The 21,758-nt window shown below is 42.3% G+C and carries 25 protein-coding genes and 2 pseudogenes; 17 read left to right on the top strand and 10 right to left on the bottom strand.

What is annotated here, in order from left to right; all coding sequences use genetic code 11:
- From C7B70_RS20330 to C7B70_RS20320, 3 genes are all read right to left on the bottom strand, one after another.
- A complete protein-coding gene (locus tag C7B70_RS20330; protein WP_106370802.1) occupies window positions 1-873 on the bottom strand; it encodes an SDR family oxidoreductase in 873 nt (290 codons plus the stop codon).
- A gap of 365 nt (window positions 874-1,238) precedes the next feature.
- The gene (locus tag C7B70_RS20325) at window positions 1,239-1,544 is read right to left on the bottom strand and encodes a hypothetical protein (protein ID WP_106370801.1); all 306 of its coding nucleotides are present in this window, start codon (window positions 1,542-1,544) and stop codon (window positions 1,239-1,241) included.
- A 1-nt stretch (window position 1,545) separates the two neighbouring features.
- Window positions 1,546-1,836 carry a hypothetical protein gene (locus tag C7B70_RS20320; RefSeq protein ID WP_106370800.1) on the bottom strand — a complete coding sequence of 97 codons (291 nt, stop codon included), beginning with the start codon at window positions 1,834-1,836 and terminating at the stop codon, window positions 1,546-1,548.
- A 606-nt stretch (window positions 1,837-2,442) separates the two neighbouring features.
- Here C7B70_RS20320 and C7B70_RS20315 point away from each other — a divergent pair.
- From C7B70_RS20315 to C7B70_RS20280, 8 genes are all read left to right on the top strand, one after another.
- A complete protein-coding gene (locus tag C7B70_RS20315; RefSeq protein WP_106370807.1) occupies window positions 2,443-2,901 on the top strand; it encodes a transposase in 459 nt (152 codons plus the stop codon).
- 220 nt (window positions 2,902-3,121) lie between these two features.
- Entirely contained in the window at window positions 3,122-3,865 is a 744-nt protein-coding gene (locus C7B70_RS20310; RefSeq protein WP_106370799.1) for an alternative oxidase, read from the top strand.
- A 68-nt stretch (window positions 3,866-3,933) separates the two neighbouring features.
- The gene (locus C7B70_RS20305; protein ID WP_106370798.1) at window positions 3,934-4,383 is read left to right on the top strand and encodes a pyridoxamine 5'-phosphate oxidase family protein; all 450 of its coding nucleotides are present in this window, start codon (window positions 3,934-3,936) and stop codon (window positions 4,381-4,383) included.
- Between the two features lie 113 nt (window positions 4,384-4,496).
- Entirely contained in the window at window positions 4,497-4,751 is a 255-nt protein-coding gene (locus tag C7B70_RS20300; RefSeq protein WP_199192402.1) for a hypothetical protein, read from the top strand.
- 101 nt (window positions 4,752-4,852) lie between these two features.
- Window positions 4,853-5,626, top strand: coding sequence for a cyclopropane-fatty-acyl-phospholipid synthase family protein (locus tag C7B70_RS20295; RefSeq protein ID WP_106370797.1), 774 nt, complete (start codon window positions 4,853-4,855; stop codon window positions 5,624-5,626).
- Window positions 5,627-5,657: 31 nt separating this feature from the next.
- On the top strand, window positions 5,658-6,002 hold the full coding sequence (locus C7B70_RS20290; protein WP_106370806.1) for a cupin domain-containing protein: 345 nt from the start codon (window positions 5,658-5,660) through the stop codon (window positions 6,000-6,002).
- 14 nt (window positions 6,003-6,016) lie between these two features.
- Window positions 6,017-6,508: a hypothetical protein gene (locus tag C7B70_RS20285; RefSeq protein WP_106370796.1), complete on the top strand. Its 492-nt coding sequence runs from the start codon at window positions 6,017-6,019 to the stop codon at window positions 6,506-6,508.
- A 30-nt stretch (window positions 6,509-6,538) separates the two neighbouring features.
- Complete coding sequence (locus C7B70_RS20280) at window positions 6,539-7,381, top strand: YwiC-like family protein (RefSeq protein WP_106370795.1); 843 nt, start codon at window positions 6,539-6,541, stop codon at window positions 7,379-7,381.
- Between the two features lie 81 nt (window positions 7,382-7,462).
- Here the strand turns inward: C7B70_RS20280 and C7B70_RS20275 are convergent, their stop codons facing one another.
- From C7B70_RS20275 to C7B70_RS20265, 3 genes are all read right to left on the bottom strand, one after another.
- Entirely contained in the window at window positions 7,463-8,170 is a 708-nt protein-coding gene (locus C7B70_RS20275; RefSeq protein ID WP_106370794.1) for a Crp/Fnr family transcriptional regulator, read from the bottom strand.
- Between the two features lie 539 nt (window positions 8,171-8,709).
- Complete coding sequence (locus C7B70_RS20270; RefSeq protein WP_106370793.1) at window positions 8,710-9,909, bottom strand: FAD-dependent monooxygenase; 1,200 nt, start codon at window positions 9,907-9,909, stop codon at window positions 8,710-8,712.
- Window positions 9,910-10,005: 96 nt separating this feature from the next.
- Window positions 10,006-10,998, bottom strand: a complete 993-nt coding sequence (locus C7B70_RS20265) for a methyltransferase domain-containing protein (RefSeq protein WP_106370792.1) — start codon at window positions 10,996-10,998, stop codon at window positions 10,006-10,008.
- Between the two features lie 801 nt (window positions 10,999-11,799).
- On the opposite strand from C7B70_RS20265, the gene C7B70_RS20260 reads away from it, so the two are divergent.
- The 3 genes from C7B70_RS20260 to C7B70_RS20250 all read left to right on the top strand — a co-directional run bounded on the left by C7B70_RS20260 (window position 11,800) and on the right by C7B70_RS20250 (window position 13,743).
- Complete coding sequence (locus C7B70_RS20260; RefSeq protein WP_199192401.1) at window positions 11,800-12,513, top strand: alpha/beta fold hydrolase; 714 nt, start codon at window positions 11,800-11,802, stop codon at window positions 12,511-12,513.
- A gap of 392 nt (window positions 12,514-12,905) precedes the next feature.
- The gene (locus C7B70_RS28900; RefSeq protein ID WP_199192400.1) at window positions 12,906-13,244 is read left to right on the top strand and encodes a transposase; all 339 of its coding nucleotides are present in this window, start codon (window positions 12,906-12,908) and stop codon (window positions 13,242-13,244) included.
- The gene (locus C7B70_RS20250; RefSeq protein ID WP_199192399.1) at window positions 13,222-13,743 is read left to right on the top strand and encodes a transposase; all 522 of its coding nucleotides are present in this window, start codon (window positions 13,222-13,224) and stop codon (window positions 13,741-13,743) included. The genes C7B70_RS28900 and C7B70_RS20250 overlap by 23 nt, the downstream gene beginning before the upstream one ends.
- On the opposite strand, the gene C7B70_RS28895 is transcribed toward C7B70_RS20250, so the two are convergent.
- From C7B70_RS28895 to C7B70_RS20235, 3 genes and pseudogenes are all read right to left on the bottom strand, one after another.
- Window positions 13,721-13,930, bottom strand: a complete 210-nt coding sequence (locus tag C7B70_RS28895; protein ID WP_369831922.1) for a zinc ribbon domain-containing protein — start codon at window positions 13,928-13,930, stop codon at window positions 13,721-13,723. The two genes, C7B70_RS20250 and C7B70_RS28895, sit on opposite strands and share 23 nt — an antisense overlap.
- 59 nt (window positions 13,931-13,989) lie before the next feature.
- Window positions 13,990-14,700, bottom strand: a pseudogene (locus tag C7B70_RS20240) (IS6 family transposase).
- Window positions 14,701-14,857: 157 nt separating this feature from the next.
- Entirely contained in the window at window positions 14,858-15,217 is a 360-nt protein-coding gene (locus C7B70_RS20235) for a hypothetical protein (RefSeq protein WP_106370788.1), read from the bottom strand.
- 93 nt (window positions 15,218-15,310) lie between these two features.
- Here C7B70_RS20235 and rppA point away from each other — a divergent pair, with 93 nt between their 5' ends.
- The 5 genes from rppA (at window position 15,311) to C7B70_RS20210 (ending at window position 20,585) form a co-directional block, all read left to right on the top strand.
- Complete coding sequence (rppA, locus tag C7B70_RS20230) at window positions 15,311-15,994, top strand: two-component system response regulator RppA (RefSeq protein WP_106370787.1); 684 nt, start codon at window positions 15,311-15,313, stop codon at window positions 15,992-15,994.
- Window positions 15,981-17,249 carry a cell wall metabolism sensor histidine kinase WalK gene (locus C7B70_RS20225; protein ID WP_106370786.1) on the top strand — a complete coding sequence of 423 codons (1,269 nt, stop codon included), beginning with the start codon at window positions 15,981-15,983 and terminating at the stop codon, window positions 17,247-17,249. The genes rppA and C7B70_RS20225 overlap by 14 nt, the downstream gene beginning before the upstream one ends.
- Window positions 17,250-17,456: 207 nt before the next feature.
- On the top strand, window positions 17,457-18,419 hold the full coding sequence (locus tag C7B70_RS26060; RefSeq protein WP_233221014.1) for a hypothetical protein: 963 nt from the start codon (window positions 17,457-17,459) through the stop codon (window positions 18,417-18,419).
- Between the two features lie 157 nt (window positions 18,420-18,576).
- Window positions 18,577-19,932, top strand: a complete 1,356-nt coding sequence (locus C7B70_RS20215) for an APC family permease (RefSeq protein ID WP_106370785.1) — start codon at window positions 18,577-18,579, stop codon at window positions 19,930-19,932.
- Window positions 19,933-19,940: 8 nt separating this feature from the next.
- Window positions 19,941-20,585 carry a cyclopropane-fatty-acyl-phospholipid synthase family protein gene (locus tag C7B70_RS20210; protein ID WP_106370784.1) on the top strand — a complete coding sequence of 215 codons (645 nt, stop codon included), beginning with the start codon at window positions 19,941-19,943 and terminating at the stop codon, window positions 20,583-20,585.
- A 15-nt stretch (window positions 20,586-20,600) separates the two neighbouring features.
- Here C7B70_RS20210 and C7B70_RS28890 read toward each other — a convergent pair.
- Window positions 20,601-21,323, bottom strand: a pseudogene (locus tag C7B70_RS28890) (IS1 family transposase).
- Between the two features lie 155 nt (window positions 21,324-21,478).
- Between C7B70_RS28890 and C7B70_RS28885 the strand changes: the two are divergent.
- Window positions 21,479-21,658, top strand: coding sequence for an AAA family ATPase (locus C7B70_RS28885; protein WP_199192397.1), 180 nt, complete (start codon window positions 21,479-21,481; stop codon window positions 21,656-21,658).
- Window positions 21,659-21,758 lie beyond the last annotated feature (100 nt).

Genomic DNA, 21,758 nt, shown 5'->3' with positions numbered 1-21,758 from the left:
CTATGAAGTAGGTTTTACCCAACAATCTCGATAATCTTCTACAAACTGTCGCATACTAATCGGCGCTCTTTGGAGAATATCTTGAGTGTCGGTTGTCAACTTACCTGCAAATCCTAATTTTGCCGTCGTGTAGATACCAATCATGACGGCAATAAATTGGATATCTAAACCTCGTTTGTACAGACTAAGGGCAAATTTAATAATTGATGGATTTGTGTAAGTTATTGGCTTGCCAAGTACCTCTGTAAATACTTCTGCAACTTGGTAGTAATCTAAAGCTTCACTACCTGTCAGACTGTAAGCGTGATCGCTATGACCCGATTCTGTTAAGGCTTTAACCCCGACGGCGGCAATATCTCGCACATCAATAAAACTTGTCTTTCCTTTTCCTGCGGGTAAAACTATCTCCTTACGCTCTTGAATATCTTGGCGATGCGTTGTGCTTAAGTTTTGCATAAAGAAACTAGCGCGCAGAAAAGTGTAAGGTATACCAACCGATTGAATATACTTTTCTACTTTGGCGTGGGGTACGATAGGGTTGCTCTCCGCCCCAAGCAACGATAAAAAAACAATTTGTTCAACACCAGATGCGATCGCACTATCGATAGCAGGGTACATATAAGTTTTTACTTGAGAAAGAGCAGGCGGACGCATCAAAAAGACTCTTTTAACTCCTTGAAAGGCTTGAGCAAAGGTTTGTGGTTGGGTGAAATCAAACTCAGTATACTCAACATTGGAAGATGGCGACCAGTTGCGGCTGCGTTGGAGATTTCTTTGAGCAACTCGGACACGATGCTCGCGATCGCTCAGTTGGCGGACAATTTCCGCTCCTACGTTGCCTGTAGCACCTGTAATAAAAATTAGATCGCTCATAACGGCTTTAGTGCCTTACCTCAATCATGCCGTAGTCTTAGTTGTAAGAAGTGCGAAGCCCGGTAACAGGCGCGCTTGCGCTATCGCATAGGTTAATTTCGTAATTAATCTAGTGTATGCAATATTTTAGAATCTGTTTTTTTATCCCAACACTAGTGGAATAAATCATTTTTTCCTGATTCTATCCTTACTCTCTAAAGATATCAAATGGGTTCTATAGAACCCATTTGATATCTTTTACTAGGATGAATTAAGGTGGTTGTGTTACAAAAACTTTGTGAGGACAGAAAATCTCTGTTGTAAGGGTTGAGATTATCCAACCACTTCAAAGCTTTGGTTGATGAGGAAAACCTTTAGCAATTTCCTTAGTGTACTGAATTGAACCTCACCTCAATAATTTTGCCCACAAGAGAACCATCGGTTTGGGAAACAACATTTCCTTCCTCATCCTGGAATACGAGCTTTTGCACTATGTCGATCACAACCACTTTACAGTTGACTTCGCTATCAACCAGTGATACAAACTCATATCCACACTTTTGAGCAATCCTTTTACGTTGCGCTTGGACTTGTTTTCTGAGCGCTCGGACTTCAGCCTCTAACTGGGCAATGCGCTTTCTAAGTAGGTGAGTGCGATCGCTTCCAGCACTGCGCTCCGCGCTATCGCTCATATTACTCCCCCACAAGCAACGCACTCAACCTCCGCCCATGACAATGACCGTAACCGACTCCACAATTCTTGGCTGCCCAATGCGAAATGCACCATGATATCGCCGTCATGAGAGTGCGAATATCGCTCAATCGCCGCTTGATTGCCTCGTCAGCCCATTCTTTCCAACCGTAGCCAGGTTTAGTCAAGGAAAGTTTCTGTCCAGTTTTGACTGCATGGATAAACAAACCAATCAGCCCTGGTTTATTTTTCGCGCGTAGCGAGTGCCTGCTGAAAATACTCCAAGGCATCATTTGATAGAGGTAATGGTCAAATGGCAGGCGCGTTTGCTTAAGTCCTTACCATGCAAAACTTATACCATAACTTAGCGCTATTCGTACTTTTGTGCCTAATGAAACATCGTAGTGTAATGTACATCCAATCCCCACTCGTTCACTATCTCCGCTACTTGTCGTTCTTGAAAGCAGATAACTGATATCTTAGCGCACACATTGCAGGATGATTTCGGATTGTGCTTGTGTCGCCACTTGAACGGGGAAGATAAGTTCATTAAAGGCAGACGGAATAAATTTCTCTGGTGGAACCATTTCACACTACCATTTTTTGCAACAAAACCAAAAAAGGCAAGTCTTTTGCTTTTTAGTCAGTTATTAGCAGAAGCAAATAGTTTGAAGTTGGCGATTGCTTGTACACGAATGTCAGACAAGTTTCATCTCCTAGATCACAGGAGCATTACCAAATTTTACAAGACGCACATTTATGTTACTTCTATGAGCTAGCTCATAAAAGTAACGATGCATTTTTGTCAGACTAAAGGTAATAAAGATGCTTTCCTATCAAGACTACAACCAGTGTTAATTATAATCTCGACATTGCTTAGGTTTCAGGAGGTGACTAAAATGGCAACTAAAACAGAAAAACTCGCTAAAATCTACCTTGAAGGAACTCCTGCTGAAATCTCTGAAGAAACCAGCGCCGAGTTTTGTGAGTTAATCATGAGTGAATTTCGAGCGCTTCCTTTTGCTGTTCAAGCCTCAGACTCTATGCGGTATGAAACGGTAGAAGAACTGTTTGCTGACATCGAGAAGGAACATCTGTGGGTGTCACTAGAAACCTACGGTGCAGACTTCTACCCCAATCCATTTTACGGATTTGCATTTCTGGCAGTTCACGACTATGACCACTACCTGAGCCATTCTGACTTCACTCTTGAAGGTGAAATTAAAGCTTACCGGACTATTGCTAGTCGCTTCCCCAGTTTAGATATGCAGAAAATTCTTTATTCTGAAATCGTTTTGAAGTCTGCGGCACACATCTATCTTGGATATACTCCTGAACCCAAACTTGTGTTTGCTTAATGGCGTTGCTGATTCCATAATAAAAATTGACAAATGTGAAACTTAAAACTCTAATTCTTTCGTAAACAACTGCCTAAAAATCATCACAGTTTCATCAACGCCCGCTTAATCAACTGCTCAATGAAATGTTTCAAATGTGCATCTTATAAAATACTTCCTTTTAAAAAGGAAAAGCGAAGATTGCCATATTTTAATGGAACAAACTTAAGGAAATAACAAAATGATCAGACTACTCGTTAACATTTTAGAAGCACTACTGAATACCTTTTATCGTACTCGCCTATATCCACGATTTTATGTATTAGAGACAGTTGCTCGCGTCCCCTACTTCGCTTTCACCTCCGTCCTACATCTGTATGAAACAATGGGTTGGTGGCGTAAGGCAGATTGGATAAAAGTCCACTTTGCCGAATCCTGGAACGAATTACATCACTTGCTCATTGCTGAGTCTCTTGGCGGCAATCAATACTGGATTGACCGCTTTGTTGCTCATGCAGGAGCCTTTGTTTACTACTGGATTGTTGTTTTTGTATATGTACTTTCACCCCGGTATGCCTACAACTTTATGCAGCAGGTGGAAGAACACGCATACCATACCTATGATGCCTTTATCAAAGAGCATGGTGAGGAACTTAAAACTTTGCCAGCACCGGAAATCGCCATTAATTACTACCGCGATGGCGACCTTTACTTATTTGATGAATTTCAAACTACGCGGGTTCCTCAAGAACGTCGTCCCAAAATTGAAAATCTCTACGATGTATTTGTTGCTATTAGGGAGGATGAACTAGAACACGTCAAAACGATGATTGCTTGCCAACAACCTGATGCCCAACAAACCTTCCAAAGTCCCCACACCGCCAACAGACTAGCTCTAAGCGAATCAGTTAAGGCTGCAATTAACGAACATACTGCTGATATAGTGCAAGAGGCAGTTGAAAAACAGCCAGTAGAAATTTCGTAACACGACCTCGACCACGACTAGGGGTCTGATCAGCAAAGCCAACTGAAATTTAAGACAGGAGAATTACTATGTTAGACATTGATGAAATGGGACAAAAAGAAATACAAGACTTCCTACAACAATTAGGATACGGTCATCTTGGTTTCATACACGAAGGAAAACCCTACGTGATGCCAATGCATTATTATCTCCAAGAAAAGGACATCTACCTGTTTACAACCGAAGGTATGAAGACTCATGACATAGACGCGAATCCAGAAGTATGCCTACAGGTCGAAGAAATTCACGGGTTCCTTCATTGGCGCAGCGTGATTGTTACGGGTCGAGCCGAACGCCTCACAGAGCAGCAAGACATAGATCGGGCTATGCAGTTCATCAAAGAGCGTAATCCAACACTTTCGCCTGCCATAAATAGAACGTGGATCGATGCTTTGGGACGTGCGGAGGTTATAGCAATCTACCGTATTCACAAGAGCGAGATGAGCGGACGGACGACTGAGGGTGTCAGCAGTCGGTAAGACCAGAGTATCAAACTTGACTAAAGTGAAGGTAAACAATGATGAGTGCTGGTAACAGCCTTGAATGTCGATATTTAGGATAGGGTGACTTAAACCAGTATCGGCAAAAGCCCTTGGCGGAAAATGAGGCTTTAATCTATACCACTTTTACTAGGGATGTCCCGATTTTGATAAGCGGTTTGCTAGATTGCATTCGCTCTGAAAAACTAAAAGAAAGATTGCCTGCACAATTTTCTGAGAATGACCTGGCATCAGCCATAGTAGCAATGGTGAGAAATTTGCCTGATATGTTGGTATTTAATGAGCCATTTCACAGTGCAGAGCTTTCTGCGAATACCGCAGTTGTTGCTGCTGTCATTAGTTGGTGACTGAAACAGCATTTTTAATGTTACCAATATGAGGTAGCTCAAAGACTTTATTGAGGATTCCTGGCAAATTGGAAGTATACCGACTTAGAGGGTGCTTTGATATGACTGATGCTATCCTCAACTTTCAAACCGCTTCAGGACACCAAGTTCTGGCAGCAGCAGGCAAAAAATATCTGCGTCCTGGGGGAAGAAAAGCCACAGAGCAATTATTTGGGTGGGCTAATTTTCAGCCTGGCGAAACAGTTTTAGAATTAGCTTCGAGTTTTGGCTACAGTGCGATCGCTCTTGCTAAACGCTATGGTGTTAAAGTCATTGGCGTAGAAAAAGATTCTGATAGTGTAGCTCGTGCGCGTGTCAATATTCGTGCTGCTGGTTATGAAAATCAAATTGAAGTTATCGAAGGCGATATTTTCCATTTAGAAGCAATCCCAGGAAAGTTTGATTACGTTTTAGCCGAAGCAATTCTCACAATGCAATCCCCACCGGGGAAAGCAAAGATTTTAGCTGGCATTCACAGTAAACTCAACCCCGGAGGTAAATTTCTCTGTCACGAATTATTAGCTCGTGACAAAGAAGAGCAAATTCGTACTGAACTAGCCCAAGTAATCCGAGTAAATTCTACACCCCTGTCAGAAGCTAACTGGATTCAGGCTTGTGAAACAGCCGGATTTCAAGTGCAAAATCACAAAACTGACTCAATGGCTTTACTGAATTTGGGGCGAATAATTCAAGATGAAGGCATTGTAGATACAATTCGGATTTTGGGGAATGTCTTGACCCACAAACCTATCCGCACAAGAGTTTTAGAAATGCGCTCTGTTTTCCAGAAATATCGTCACGAATTAGGTTACATCATTCTGTGTGCCGTTGCCTAGTAGTGTCATTAATCCAAAATTAAAAATTGCTATGACTTCTAAAAACACAACAAATCTATCTTTCGTTACCCAATTGCGATCAGAAATTGAATATCGTGATACTGGAACTTTCAATAAAGTATTGCTAAAAGATCAAGCTTGTCAACACACGCTCTTATGTCTTGCACCTAACACGGAGATTTCTGAGCATAAGTCTCCTCGCAATGCCACTGTTAATGTGATTGAAGGACGGGGTGTACTTACTTTGTCGGGACAAGATATTGCCCTAGAAACAGGTGTTTTCGTATTTATACCTGCCAATGCTCCCCACTCATTAAAGTCTGAAGACAAATTGGCGTTTTTGTTAACGCTTTCCGAAAAAGTAGATAGTAATTAATTTGTTTCTGAATAATGGAATCAATAATTTCAACTTTCGCCCAACATTTAGATTTACCCCAAGCTCAGTTAAAAGCGATACTCTTAAAACCGCTAACAGAGTGTCTCAATTCACCTGAATTTAAGCAACAGCTAGACAGCTTAGATACCAATTTGCTGAAGGAAACTTTACCCACAGCAGGAGCCGTCTTAGCCAAAGAACTACCACCTTTTTACAACTGGCTGAAAAATGAATTGGGAGTTAAGCGTGTTCCCGATAGTCCAGATCATACAACAAAATGGGTAATTGGATTCGTCAACAATGAGCAAAGCTTGAGCAATCTAGTTGAGTTGCATAAACCCGTTCCGCGTCTGGCTTTAGAAGCATCTGTTCCCCGCTTAGTAAGCTTGTTTAATGGTGTCGAAGACGCGCATATTCGCCAAGAATGGCAAAAGGCGATCGCTGCTCTTTGTTTACCTTTAGTTGTGGATGCTCGTGAAAGAGAGAAAGCCATGATCGCAGCCTAATAAAACATTCTAGAGCAGGAGGATTTGACGATGACTCAAACCGTCAATACAACTAGCAATACCAAACCTAACACCCAGGCATGGTATCGCCCGACATTCTCCCCAGAACATGGTGTTTATGTAGTGTTGTTGGTTTCTTTCCTAATTGGTGCAGCCGCCGCCCAAAATTGGACAGTAGAAACAACCCTAGCTTTAGTGTGTGCTTTTTGTGGCTTTCAAGCTGAACATCCCTTGGTATTGCAAATCAAGCAACGCCACAGTTTGAAGCCGCGTTTTTTAATTTGGGGTGGGGTTTATGCAGTTATATCAGGCGCGCTTGCCCTTCTTCTTTACCTCAATCATCCCCTACTACTGTGGATTTATGCAGGTGCGATCGCTGCTTTGGTTGTTGATGCTTTCTCTGTTCTCCATAGAGAACAAAAATCAGTTTTTAATGAGCTAATTACCTTTGCTGCTGTTTGCCTTTCAACACAGTTTGCCTACGCTGCTACAACTAACACAATTTCCCTAAGTGTAATGGGACTATGGGCGCTGAATACGCTTTTCTTCTCTAGTTCCATTTTTACAGTTAAACTGCGGAAACCGAAAACAAGTTCTTTAATTCCAGCAGTGGTTTATCATGCGATGCCTGCGGCGGGCTTTGCCTACGCAACTATAATTATTTTCGCCCTCTACTGGCTTAATGTGTTATCTCCTGTAACAGTTTTAGCCTTTGGGGTAGCGCTACTAAAATTTGGCATCATTGCCCTAAATCAAGAAGGGTATCATAACGTCAAAATTCAATTTGTGGCAATGCTCGAAACTGGAACCGCTTTAGCTTTTCTGACAATTGTTGCCCTTTCAATTCTGCCAGCACGGTTAATAATGCTTTAAATAACAGCAGTATCAAGTCTTTGACTGGGTTAAGATGGACGATTAGGTATCATATTTGCTCTTATCTGCGATCACCATAGATCAAGAATTTACTTCTATTGTACCATTAGCAGTCGCCTCCAATGCTTTGCCATCAAGAATCGTAATCTTACCACCCCGACTATAGGAAATTACAGATTTAAGACTTTTAGTTAGTCGCACGCATTCTTCATAAGTAATGCCGATACTCCGAGCTATTTGATAATAAGGCAATTTGACTTTCAAACACTCACCGAGTTTGCTTTGCTCAGTTCCATACTGAGTTGCAAAATATTGAATAAATCGAGCTAGTCGGACAATTGCTCGTTCAGAAACCAACCCGTGGACTGTTTCATGTAGTTGCTGAATCCTAAAATTGAAAACCATCAGCATCCGTAGAGCAATTTCAGGATTCTGCCCAATAGCATTAAGTAAAGCATCTCGCTTTACGGAAAGAATTTGACAACCACATTCAGCCGTCACGGTTGCAGGAGCAATCCCATTTCCCAGCAGTGCGGGTGCAGCAAAAATTTCTCCGGCTGGTAAGGTGCGAAGAATCGTTTGTTTTCCTGTTAATGCTGTTTTAGTAATTTGGATTGAGCCGCTCAGGAGAGAATATAGCTTTGCAGGTAAGAACTCGCCCTCATGCATGATAATTTCTCCCTGACTATAGAATTGCAACTGAGTGTGTAGTAGTAAAATTGCTAATTCTTCTGGTTCTACACCTCCAAAAACGGTAATTTGGGAGATTTGTTCAATTGTTGCTTGCATAGTTTGATTGAGCAGTACCGGACTTGTATTTACTATGAGAACCGCTTGCCAAATAGGATAATCGGTTGTGTTGCAAGAACTTTGTAAGGACAGAGAAACCCTGTAGCAAGAGGTCAGATTATGCACCTACTTCAAAGCTTTGGTTGATGAGGAAAACCTTTAGCAATTCCCTGAGTGTACTGAATTAAACCGTACTTCAATAATCTTGCCCACCAAGAAACCATCGGTTTGGGAAACGATATTTCCTTCCTCATCCTGGAATACGAGCTTTTGCACTATATCGGTCACAAATACTTTAGAACTAACTTCGCTATCAAGCAATGTTAAAAACTCGCGAGTTTTTAGCTGGGCAATGCGTTTTCTAAGAGGTTGAGTGCGATGCCAAGGGCAGTTCGTTCGGCGACCATTGAAAGCTTCGACTTGCGGTTAGTTGGAGTTTTGCATTAGGTTACAAGTAAGTCAATCTGAGTTTACTGTTGGCAATACTACTTCAACGAGCGCACGAATTTTATGTTCAAACATCTGTTCAAGTGTATTCTTCATATCGTTAAATATACATGGGCAAATCCTTGACGTAACTGGAGTTGCCTATTAAGCCATGATTGGCGAATTAGGCTCCGAATCAGGGGGGCTAGGCGACTCACACCGTATCTCATGAGTGCATTGTTTCGCAGTTGTTCAGCCTGAGCGACTTCCGCTTGTTGAAGCTGTTGGATCTGAATAATTTCCGGTTCGCGCTCCGCTTGGATTTGTGGAAGAACTGCATCAATTGCGGCAAGATCGGGTTGCGACTGCAATAGTGGAACGAGATAGTTGGCTGCCACCACCACATCGCGCAATGCCATATTGATTCCCTGGGCGCGGATTGGTGACATGGGATGAGCCGCGTCACCCAAGAGTAGCAAGCCTGGCTTCTGCCAATGCGGACAGCGACCTACGACAATCGATAGTAACAGCGGTCGCTCAATCGAGTCTGCCTGTTGGCGAAAATGCGCGGCTAACCAGTCAGGAGAAGCAGAGGCAAGTTTCTCTGCCCAATCGATCTTCTGCCATTCAATCGGATCATCCTTCGGCAGCGACCATCCTACCTGAAGATTCCCCTCAGACCCTTGGAACACTCCAAATCCCTGACGACCACACAACAGCGAATAAAACACATTTTCTGAGGCAAACTGCGGACTTGCTGCCAGCTTAAACCAGAGAATATCAAAACTTTGGGCTTCTTGCTCAAGGGATACATTAGCTCGTTGTCGCACAATCGAGTTGCGCCCATCTGCACCAATGATTAAATCTGCCGCAATTGCTCTACCATCGCCTAGTTTGACCCCAATCGCGCGCTCGTTCTGCCACAATAACTCCTGAACCGCAGTGCCTTGGATAAGCTCAAAACTCTCACACTGCTTTGCTTTTACTCCCAATTTTTCAAGAAAAGCGGGCTGGGAAATTAGAGTACAGGGTTTACCTCCAAGTTCCATCGGTTCGTTGACCCGAAAGATGGGACGATTTTCAATATAAAACTCCCAAGCATCAAGGGGTCGGTGTGGAATCTGTTCTACTAAGTCCCAAAGCCCCATTTGGGAGATTGCTTCAAGACCACTAGGCATCAGCGCCTCTCCCCGAAAAATCCGCCGAAAGTTGCGAGAGGCTTCAATCAATTTAACTGCAATGCCTCGTTTTGCTAAAAGCATTGCCAGGGTTAACCCCGTAGGTCCAGCACCAACAATTACAACCTGGGTCATTATTTGCTACAATCCGTAATACTTGCTAGATGGGATGAAAACAATTATTTATACTTTCGGCAGTTTTGATTAGTAAGCTGATATAAAGCCTTTACTCTATTTTACTGGAGCAGATTGGGATGAAACGGTCTTTGTCAAAGGTAGCAGTGATTTAGCGGCGTTAGCGCGAAACATTCCAAATCGGCAGAGACCTGTGCCGAATGCCAACCGCATTAATAGAAGGGTCGGTACTTCTCGCAGAGATTTAATCAAACCAGATAGACCAAAACGTACTAATCCCTGCGGTCGAGCTACTCCCTGCCAGATAGAGTCTAGCCAAGAAGGAAGCGTTTGCACTGTCCAGTCTGCGGTTACTACTTCTCCTTCAACGAATCCCGTTGCTGCCAAAAGCTCAGAAAAGCCTTCGATGCTTGAAAACGCAGGATGAGACCACTGATCGAGGAGTTGGTGCATTACAGGTCTTTCCCAAAAATTGAGTTGCTTTTGGCGATCATCTCTCTGGTTCCAGTCCGCTACAACTAATACACCACCAGGTTTTAGCACCCGCATTAACTCTGTGGCAAAAACGCCTTTGTCTGGCATATGCGGTCCAGCTTCAATTGACCAAACGACATCAAAACTCGCATCTGGAAACGAAAGTGCCATCGCATCATCTACCAAAAACTGCACGTTTTGCTCTTGAGAAGTTAACTGCTGGGCGCGTTCGACCTGTTGGGGACTAATGGTAATACCTGTAACTGCAAATCCGTAATCTTGTGCCAAAATGCGGCTGCTACCTCCAATCCCACAACCAACATCCAAGACGGTACTGCTAGAGGGTAATTTATCTAAACCGCCCCAACGCACCATTTCATGAACAAAATCAGATTTGGCAATAAGGAAATCTTTTTGCTGCGGTGGTGAACCATAGTGACCTAAGTGGATATGTTCGCCCCAGTAAAACTCTAAAATACCGTCATCAGTCCATTGATCGTAAGAATTAGCTACAGAGTTGGATGATTGATAACGACGGGCTGTAATTAGATAAAATGCAATCCCCAGGGTTAGCAGGAAAAGGAAAAGTCCGAACGCCGGAAGAAACAAATTCATTGAGATCGAGCCTTAATACTTTTTAACAATTTTATTCTATTGCTATATCTCTTGCTCCAGTTTGTTCAAAACAGGGGTAGCCGATGGACTTGCACTCTGGACTATTACTATTGGTGCAATATTCTATTCTGTCACTAGCCCTGATTAACCTATAATTGTGGCTAAGAAGACTGGGAATTAGAAGTATTTAGCTCTTGGACGTGATTTGCAGCCTGTTGTCGTAATGTCTATACTTCTGCCTCTAACTGAATAATGTGCGGTTTTTGGGTTTGTATGCGATGCCTACAACGGTTCGCTTTGCGACCATCGCTCATTTTACTTCTCCCCCACTAGCAACTCGCTCAACCTCCGATCACGATAAGCAGCGCAACCAACTCCACAATCCTTGACTGCCGCCGATAAAATGCACCATGATATCGCCGTCTTGGGAGTGGGAATATTGCATCAACCGTCGCTTGACTGCCTCATCCGCCCACTCCTTCCAACCGCAGCCTGGTTTGGGTCAGCGATGGCTTCTGTCCAGTCTTGACGGCATGGAAAAATACATTAACTCCCGGTTTATTTTTCGCGCGTAACAAAAGTTTACTGAAGTAACTCTAGAGCGCCACAAGGCTAACGCTTTAGGGAATTTCATAAACTATAAAGACTTGTTACAGTGATATAGTTGGTGAGAATGATTAGTATATGGTGTTCAATCAGATTTCGACGTTGCAATCCCAAATGGATAATTATCGTGTTGATTTGAACGATTGCAGCATTTTTTATACGCAAGGTGGGTCAAAGTCGGATTCAACTCCTATTGTGTTTCTACACGGTTGGGGAATTTCTACCGAACCTTATTATGAAACTTTGAAACTACTGGCACAGCAGCATCCCGTGTTCGCTCCTGACCTACCCGGTTTTGCCCGCTCGTCTCATCCTAAACTCATTCGGGACTATGATAGCTATGCTAAAATTCTGCTTTCGTTCTTGGACACCCTAAATCTCCAAAAAGTGCATCTGGTGGGACACTCGCTTGGAGGAGGAATTGCAATTACTTTATCGGCTCAAGCTCCAGAAAGAGTAAAAAGCTTGATTCTGGTAGATAGTACAGGCATCCCATCAGTGTCTATCCCAGAAGCAATACCACGAAGAGCCGTTGAAATGACAACCCAGTTCTTTCTTCCAAAGCTGAAATTGAAATTGATTGATATTCCTCAAGCCTTCGCCCATAACCTTTTGTTCAACACGGGAAACGTTATTCAAGCATTATTGCTTTCGTTACAAGTAGATATAAAACATCTGTTGCCAAAAATCGAAGCACCCTGTTTGTTGTTATGGTCAAAAGAAGACCTGACCACGCCGTTAACTGCCGCACAAGAAATGACTGCAAAGATTTCCAACTCCAAACTCGTCACTGTAGAAGAAGGTTGCCATGAATGGGGACTGTGGTATCCCGAAAAATTTACATCGATTCTACTTGATTTTATTCATCAGATTGAGCGTACTGATGCGATCGCAACGGATCATTCTTGAGCATCAGTCTGAGTACCCTAACTGAGATGCGCCTAGAAAACTTGAGCCGTTGAAAGATAATTGACTTCACTCTCGGTGAATTGAGGGGGTGGATATTCACGAAAGTCTCAGGGTTTGGGGGGATGGGTACTATCCAGAATTAACTGCATACACTAATTCACTTCTCCTATAACATATTGCGACTAATAAATATCCAGGTCTGAAGCTTTTGGTAGAGAAGGCTGTTTAGTAACTCCCTTAGTGTCGTGAATTAAACCGCACCTCAATAATCTTACCTACCAAAGAGCTATCGGTTTCAGAAATGGTATTGCCCTCCTCATCCTGAAATACAAGCTTCTGCACTATAGAACCCATTTGACATCTTTTTCAGGACAGAGTAAAATGCGTCAAAAATGCCATATTCAAGCAGCTTAACCGATAAAGAGTGGGAAATTATCGAACCTTTATTGCCTAAGAAGAAGAAGACAAGACCTTCTCTTTGGACAAAAAGACAAATCCTGGATGGCATCTTCTATCAACTCAAGAATGGTTGCAATTGGTGTGACCTGCCCAAAGATTTACCCCCTACTCAACAGTATTCTGGTATTCCTTGCAGTGGCGAGAGTCCGGAGCCATCGAACAAATCATGGAAGCATTACATAGTCGAGTTCGAGAACAAGCAAAAAAAAACCGCAGTGGACAAGACTAATTATCATCGACTCACAAGCGGTGAAAAACACTTGCAGTGCTAGTATTGAATCCAAAGGATTTTGCCATTACAAATCAACCAATGGGATTAAAAGACATTTAGCTGTTGATACTCTTGGGTTTCCGTTTTTTACTCACTGTACCAAAGCCAGTTTAGCGGATGATTGGGGTATGATTGAAATGCTTGAGAAGAACATTGATTACTTCAAAACCAAGCCACTCAACATTCCCAAAATTACTATCTTGCTTGAGCATGGTTATCATCCTGAGAAACTAACCAGGGAATTAGAAAAAATTTATCCACAGATTATGGAGAAAATCAGATTTGAGCTTTCGCCAAAGCTATCCAGAACTGAAAAACAACAGCAGGGAAAATCTGGGTTTGTTCCCATCGCCCCTAGGTGGGTGATCCAAAGGTCTAATGCTTGGATGGAAAGATGTAAAAGTTTAGTCAAAAATTTTGAGCGAACTTTAGCTCATGCTACTGCCAAGCTTAACCTTTGTTTCATCAGACTTCTGCTCAAAAGATTAGCTGCCAATTAGATGTCAAATGGGTTCTATAGGCATTTCCACAAAAAGGACAAAAGCGAAACTTAATAGATGTAATTGGTTGATTACATTGACTACAGTGATCGCGCAATTGTGTTCCACAGCTGAAACAATATTTTGAGCGAGGATTTAACCACATCGATTCTGCTTGCTTACCTGGAGTCCAGCACTTAGAACAAATTTTGGTTGTGTTGCAAAAACTTGGTGAGGACAGAAACCCCCTGTTTTAAGGAGTTCAGATTATGCAACTACTTCAAAGATGTGGTTGAGGAAGAGAACCTGCTCTTTGACGGCTCCCTTGGGAACTCCCACAACTTGTCCTTTTCGCATCATGTTCATAATTTCATATCCTCTGATGGTTCGCCGTGCTGTGTTAAAGGAGCCAAATCCCATCCCTGGCTTGACTAATCGTTTTATGCCGCGATGGTCTTGTTCTACTATATTGTTAAGATACTTACTCTGTCGTAATTTCAATTCTTCCGATAACTTTTTGGCGGCTTTGAGTTCTTTGATAGCTTTTGGATAAGCGGGGTTCTTGTCTACAGTAATTACTCATGGAATCTGAGTATGAAGGGCTTTTAATGTCTTGCGGAAAACCCGTTTTGCTGCTAGAGCGTCTTGCTTCGCGGTGAGCAGAAAGTCTAGGGTGTTTCCTTGTGAATCTACTGCCCGATATAAATACCTGTCTTTCCCTTTGACCTTAATGTATGTCTCATCAACTCGCCAAGAGTCATTAGTTGGCTTCAGGTAAAGTCGGCTGCGTTTGTCTATTTCTGGACTATACTCCTGTACCCAACGGTAAATTGTCGTGTGGTCTACTTCCATTCCCCTCTCGTTCACCATTTCTTTTACTTGGCGGTAAGAAAGCGGATAACTAAGATACCAGCGTATACATTGTAGGATGACTTGGGAATGATAATGCCGCCACTTGAAGGGGGATTTAGAGTTCATTAGAGGCAGGCGGAATAATTTTCTCTAGTAGAATTATTTCACCTTACTATTTTTTGCAACACAACCAGAGCGGACGATCTTAGTTTCAGAAGTTGTCATGATTGCTTATTTTTACTCTGCTTGTTGCAATAGCTATACTGTTTACATTTTGACACTCCTAATCATTTCTGACTCGATAGCGGACTAGCTTTCGCACTTCTTCAATAGATAAGCCTAATTCTTGAGAAATCGCCGCTTCTACTTGACCAAATTCTGTCACCGGAAACTGAAATTCTAAGCTTGTTAGTAGCGGATTAGTATTTCTGACTTGAACAGTAGTAAAACCAAGTTCCTTGTCAATTTCTGCCTTAACTACAACGATAGTGACCTCAAGGCTTACTTCTAATTGTGTGTCTGCTTCTAGCTGCGCTACAGTTCCGTAAGGACGGCTTAATAAGCGCTCGGTGGCGACATCGCTACAGTACCAAAATATTAGCCCTAGAATCGGCAGAACTAGCCAAGCACGAGGTAAAGCCATAAATAATTTATTAAAATTCTTACTCTTGGAAGACATACCTATCGATTTAACTTATCTATTATAGAAAAATTGAGAATAGAGAAGTCACCCAGCATGAGAATTTTACTTGTAGAAGATGACCCGGCTCAGTTAGAACCAATACAGACAATTTTATTGCAAGCTGGACACATTGTAGATGGATTAGAAGATGGAGAAATGGCGCAATGGCTGCTATCGCAAAAAGAATATGATTTGTTGATTTTGGACTGGATGCTACCCAATGTTAGCGGTCTAAGCTTGTGTCGTCAGTATCGAAGGTTAGGTAAAACTGCGCCCGTACTTATATTAACGGCTAAAGATACTACTACCGATAAAGTTGCGGGTTTAGATGCAGGAGCGGATGATTATTTAGTCAAACCTACTGATTTAATTGAACTTTTAGCCAGAGTAAGAGCTTTAGCTAGGCGATCGCCAGTTTTACAAGCAGATACTCTTACAGTTGCCCAATTGCACCTCAACTTAAATACGCTTACAGTAGAGCGCGATACAACTAAGATCCAGCTTACGGCGCGGGAGTTTCAGTTACTCGAATATTTTTTTCGTCATCCAGGACAAGTTTTGAGCCGCGATCGCATTGAAGACGCGCTATGGAAATGGGGTACAGAGCCGGAAAGTAATGCAGTAACTACTTTAGTTAAAAGACTGCGCCAACGTCTGCAATCGTTGAATGCCACCGATTGGATAGAAACTATTTACGGTATGGGTTATCGCTTCCAAGCTCCCCATGTTCAATCGTAGCCGTCGCAACTTGGCTTGTTGGTTTACTCTGTCTATGGGTAGTATTGTAATTATTTTTGCATCCTTAATTTATTACATTGAGGCTGTAGACCAATTAGAGACAACCGATCGCTTACTTTATAAAAAAGCCCGGATCATGGCGGCTAGTGTCAAGCAGCAGTTTTACAAAAATCAAACACAGATAAATTTAGACAATGTTCCTTTGTTGGGCAACAATCCCGAACCTTTGGATAGTGCGGTAACTTACGCGCGGTGGTACAACGAACAAGGATTTTTAGAACAGTTTTTTGGTACGCCTCCCCCAGAAAAGTTACAAAAAATTTTAGAATTTAAAACAATTAAAGCTACAAAAAATCGCACCAATTGGGTACGCCAAGTAACGCTACCCGTGCGTCAAAATAAGTTATTAATCGGCTACGTTCAAGTTGGTATCGCCTTGACAACGGTGCAAGAGAACTTAACTCAGTTGCGCTTGGTGTTGAGTTTGGTAGTGCTAGGAACTTTAGGGGCGATCGCTCTTGTTGGGTGGTTTTTGGGGGGATTAGCAATGCAGCCAATTCGCCAATCTTACGATCAATTGCAACGCTTCGCGGCGGATGCTTCCCACGAGTTACGCACTCCTTTAGCCGCAATTTTGAGTAATGCTCAAGTTGGGTTGCTTGCTCCTGGAGGAGATGATTCTCAGCAAAGACTACGGTTTGAAAAAATTGTTGAGGCTACTAAATCAATGAGTATGCTTATAACTCAATTACTGTTTTTGGCGCGTCATGAAGGAAAATTGCCCCTAGAAGCTTTGTTAAGAGTAGATTTAAGGCAGTTATTAGAAAATGTTTTGGATGATTATAAACTTCAAGCCCAAAAGATCAACTTTATTAACGACCTACCGGCGCAAAAAGTAGAAGTAAAAGCTGATGCTAATTTGATTCTTCAAGCAGTAATGAATTTGCTCAATAATGCTTGTAAGTATACCGATGCTGGTGGTACGGTACAGTTAAAACTGTCGATTCAAGCTCATCAAGGATTGATTCAAGTTATCGATAGTGGTGTAGGTATTTCCGCCGCACATTTGCCCCATATTTTTCAACGATTTTATCGCGGGAATGAGGAACATACTAAGGCAAAGGGTGGTTTTGGTTTGGGACTTGCGATCGCCGAGCAAATTGTTAAAGCTCACAATGGGCAAATTATTGTTACTAGCAAACTTGGGCAAGGTTCTACTTTTCAAATCCGATTGCCCCTCAGTTCTAAATCTTAAGTTGCTGTCACTTTGTCGTCACATTTATTGCTCATTATAGAAATAACAGGTTAAATAATTACTACTTTTAATCTGTTAGGTTAATAAGCTATTAAAGTTTATTGACCTTGGGGAATAAATTATTATTTATTTGCTAAGTAATCTGCAATACTTTTGGAATCTTGCATCTATCTCTAGTATGATTTTAACTGGCAATAAAGTTAATTATTGACTAAATCCAAAGAAATTATCGCCCTCAATCTTCTGTCAACTTATCAACAAGGAAACGCGATCGCTATGAGCCTAAAAAAGATTTATTTGCTAATTGGTATAACTACCGCCTCGGTATTTTTAACTGGAATTTCAGCCCAAGCTCAGACCACCGAATCTCCAAATGAAAATACCTTAATAATTGCCGAGAACTTAGAGAAAACTCAACCGAGTTTTGCAGGTACAAATGCCCAGACTGAGTACGAGTTTATAGCTCAATTTTCTGTACCCCAAAATGGGACTACACAAACCGCGCCCCTAGATAACACGGAACCTTACAGCACACCAACAACCCAGCCAGTACCGTTGGATAACAATATATCACCAACTACGCCCCAAAATGGGACTACACAAACCACGCCCTTAGATAACACAGTACCTTACAGCACACCAACGACCCAGCCAGCACCGTTGGATAACAATATATCGCCAACTACACCATCTACTCAGACACCACCAGCAGACGGCAATAATCGACCTTTTGACGGCATTAATCCGGGGAGAGCTACACGCTCTGGTTCTAGTTATATTGGTGTGGGTGGAAACATCGGTCTTGGCGGGGAAACAGGGATAGGTGAAGGTTCTTTTAGTATCATTAGTAAAGTTGGCTTCACACAAAACTTGTCAGTACGACCTTCAGTTTTATTTGGAGACGATGTAACGGTTTTGTTGCCTGTAACTCTAGATTTTCCTACTGAAAATTTGGAAATAACTAGACTTAATGTCGCTCCTTATATTGGTGGCGGCGCAATAATTTCTACAGGTGATGATAGCGATGTAGGTGTATTACTAACGGGTGGTATAGATGTACCTATAAACACCCAATTTACCGCCACCGCCGGAGTAAATGTCGGGTTTGTTGATGATGACACTGATGTAGGGGTAATGATTGGAGTTGGCTACAACTTTTCAGGACTTTAAAGTAAAAACTGCTGTCACTTTCTCGTCATATTTGTTTGGCAAACTAATTTCAAGTCAAAGTTCTGAGGAGATTTGACTAAAGCAAGAGCGATCGTAAGTTTTCAGCATTGGAGAAAATTGCGCCATCCCATAACAGTTTTAAACAATAAGAGGTGGAATGGCACAACGATCTAATCGCCAGGTAAATGAGCAAATTATAGTTCTAGAATCCCCAAAAAGTGTGATCGCACTTAAAGATGCGCTGGCGCTAATTGTTGGTTTAGTTATCGGTGTGGGTATTTTTCAAACCCCGTCGATAGTTGCCAGCAATTTAGGTAGCAATTCGGCAGTGCTATTAGCCTGGTTTTTGGGCGGTGTTATGTCTTTAATCGGCGCTCTTTGCTACGGTGAACTAGCTACTACCTATCCTCATGCTGGGGGCAATTACTATTACTTTAGGCGTGCCTTTGGCTTTAGGGTAGCTTTCCTGTTTGCTTGGGCGCGAATGGCAGTAATTCAAACTGGCTCTATTGCTACTGTAGCTTTTGTTTTTGGCGATTACACCTCCCAGTTATTACGTCTTGGTGACTACTCATCATCTATTTATGCCGCCTTTGCAGTCATCTTGTTAACAAGTTTGAATATTGTCGGTGTCGAACAAGGAAAATGGGCGCAAAACTGGCTGAGTGTGGCTAAAGTTTTGGGTTTGCTATTGGTAGTTATAGTAGGGGCTACTTTTATTGCGCCCTCCTTACCGCCTGTAACCGCCGCTCCAGCTACTACCCAAACTAACTGGGGTTCAGCAATGGTTTTTGTACTGTTTTCTTTTGGTGGCTGGAATGAAGCAGCTTACATATCTGCGGAGTTGCATAACGTCAAAAAGAATATGGTGCGATTGCTAATCTGGAGTATTGGCATTATTACCGCCATTTACTTATTAATCAACTTTGCCTACTTGCATGGCTTGGGATTAAATGCGATGGCGCAATCGGAAGCTGTAGCCGCCGATTTGATGCGTAGCGCCTTTGGCTCAACTGGAGCGTTATTTATTAGCGTACTAATTGCGATCGCAACTTTGGGCGCAACTAATGCCAATATTTTTACTGGCGCTCGAACTAACTACGCTTTGGGGCAAGATTTTCACCTATTTTCCTTTTTGGGACACTGGCAATCTCGCTCTAACACACCCAAAAACGCCCTACTCGTTCAAGGCGCAATTACTCTGACCTTGATATTGCTGGGTAGTTTTACCCGCCAAGGCTTTACAACAATGGTAGATTATACTGCCCCAGTTTTTTGGTTCTTTTTTCTTTTAAGCGGGGTATCAATATTTATTTTACGCGCTAAAGAACCTCAAATTCTTCGCCCTTTTCGCGTTCCTTTTTATCCAGTTACGCCTCTTTTGTTTTGTCTTATCTGCGGCTATTTGCTTTATTCTAGCCTGGTTTATACAGGTATTGGGGCTGCTTTTGGCGTTGCCGTAGTCGTCGCAGGTATTCCGCTATTGTTATTGTCTTCCCATCACCAAAACTAGGAGAAATTATGCAGTTACAAAAGTTCTTTTTAGTAGTGATCGCCTCTAGTAGCTTAATGTTTGCTGGTTGTACCCAACAACGAGATTTTGATGCTCAAGCTCAACAAAGCCCGACGACTACAATTGAAACCCCTGCCTCTACTGGAGTTGAAGCACCTGAACCAAAACTAGATGTTCCCTACGTTCCTACACCTAATGAGGTTGTAACTCGAATGTTACAACTAGCCAACGTCAAAAAAAATGATGTTCTCTACGATCTGGGTAGTGGTGACGGACGAATTGTCGTTACGGCGGCGCAAAAATACGGTACGCGGGGAGTAGGGATAGATATCAATCCAGAACGGATTAGCGAGGCTAATGCTAATGCTCGTGCGGCAAAAGTAACTGATCGCGTCCAATTTCGTCAGCAAGACCTATTTAAGACCGATTTGCGCGAAGCTACAGTAGTTACACTCTATTTGCTACCGGATATTAATGTTAAACTGCGTTCTCAGTTATTCAAGCAACTTAAACCCGGTACCCGCGTTGTTTCCCACGATTTTGATATGGGTGAATGGAAGCCAGAGCGGGTTGTTCAAGTCAAAGGGCCAACTCGTGAACATACTTTGTATTACTGGGTTGTACCAAAAACTGTACCTGCTAATTTGCAATAAATAAATTCGGTAGTGCTAAATATGTAAGGATGCGTTGTAATGGTGGGTAAAAAGCCAAATAGCGCCAATATGATTCTCTAGTTTCTTTGAAAATGACAGCGTCTTTCTAACCAATCGAGCAATACGTTGACGCATAGTACAGTTGAACCGCTCAATATAGTTAGTCTTACCTGTTTCCTTGCCAACAGCTTTATGCCTTGTACTGGGCAAAGTCTGCGCTTTATGCTTGCCAAAAGTCAGTATAGGCAACAGCACATTGTCTACTGGCCCCAGGTAAAGAAAGCCATAGACGTTTTGCTGCCTTGCGTGAACGACTACCGACATACAATCCGACAATTTCTTTTGTTTCTACATCCATTGCTAACCAAATCCATTGCTTCAAGCTTTTCTTACCTACGAACGACCACATCTCATCACATTGAATTGTCAAGCGTCCTTTTTTTTTGGGCTAACTGTAACTTGTTGAGGTATAATGCTGTATTTTCCCTCAGCATAGGTTTGAATCCAGGTTTGCGAGATCCCGCTGACTCACAGATAGCCGCAATAGACAAACGTTCTAGCAATAAACTATCAATCAGCTTTTTACTCTCTTCTGTAACTGGACGATTGCGGGGGTTTAGCAGAAACTGGCGCTTTGCAGTTTCGGCCTTTATGATTCTGGTTGCCGTTGTGAATGAAGCCATTTTTTACTATTCTCTCTGACCCGCATTTTGGACAGTTTAGCTTCTCTTCACTCATACAACTCTCTCTAAATACTCTTTACACTTATCCTTACATATTTGGCACTACCAAAGATTATCCGGAATATTTCAGTAGAATAAGCAGTTATACATAAAGAAGGTCAAGTCAGGATTTAGCTTTTTCTCGTTAATATTTAGAATGGAACCTTTGAAATGAAGCTTGTCAGCGCGCGTATCACAAATTTTAGGTCTATTGAGGATAGTAATAAATTTGAAATCGGGGATCTGACTTGCTTAGTTGGAAAGAATGAAGCAGGTAAAACCGCTATCCTTCAAGCATTTTACGGCATTAGTCCGTTTGCATCTTTCGTTTACGATAAAACTCGTGACTAATTAAAGTCAGCGAAGGGGTCGCCCCCTCCACTGCTCTACAAAACGGAACGTGATAGTTTCCCATCATTCCGCTCCTCAATAAAACGGCTGTTGTCATCAG

Source organism: Chlorogloea sp. CCALA 695 (assembly GCF_003003885.1).
In the GTDB taxonomy this organism is placed as follows: Bacteria; Cyanobacteriota; Cyanobacteriia; order Cyanobacteriales; family Chroococcidiopsidaceae; genus Aliterella.
The sequence above is the reverse complement of the archived record's forward strand: the minus strand, read 5'-3'. Positions and strand labels throughout refer to the sequence as shown.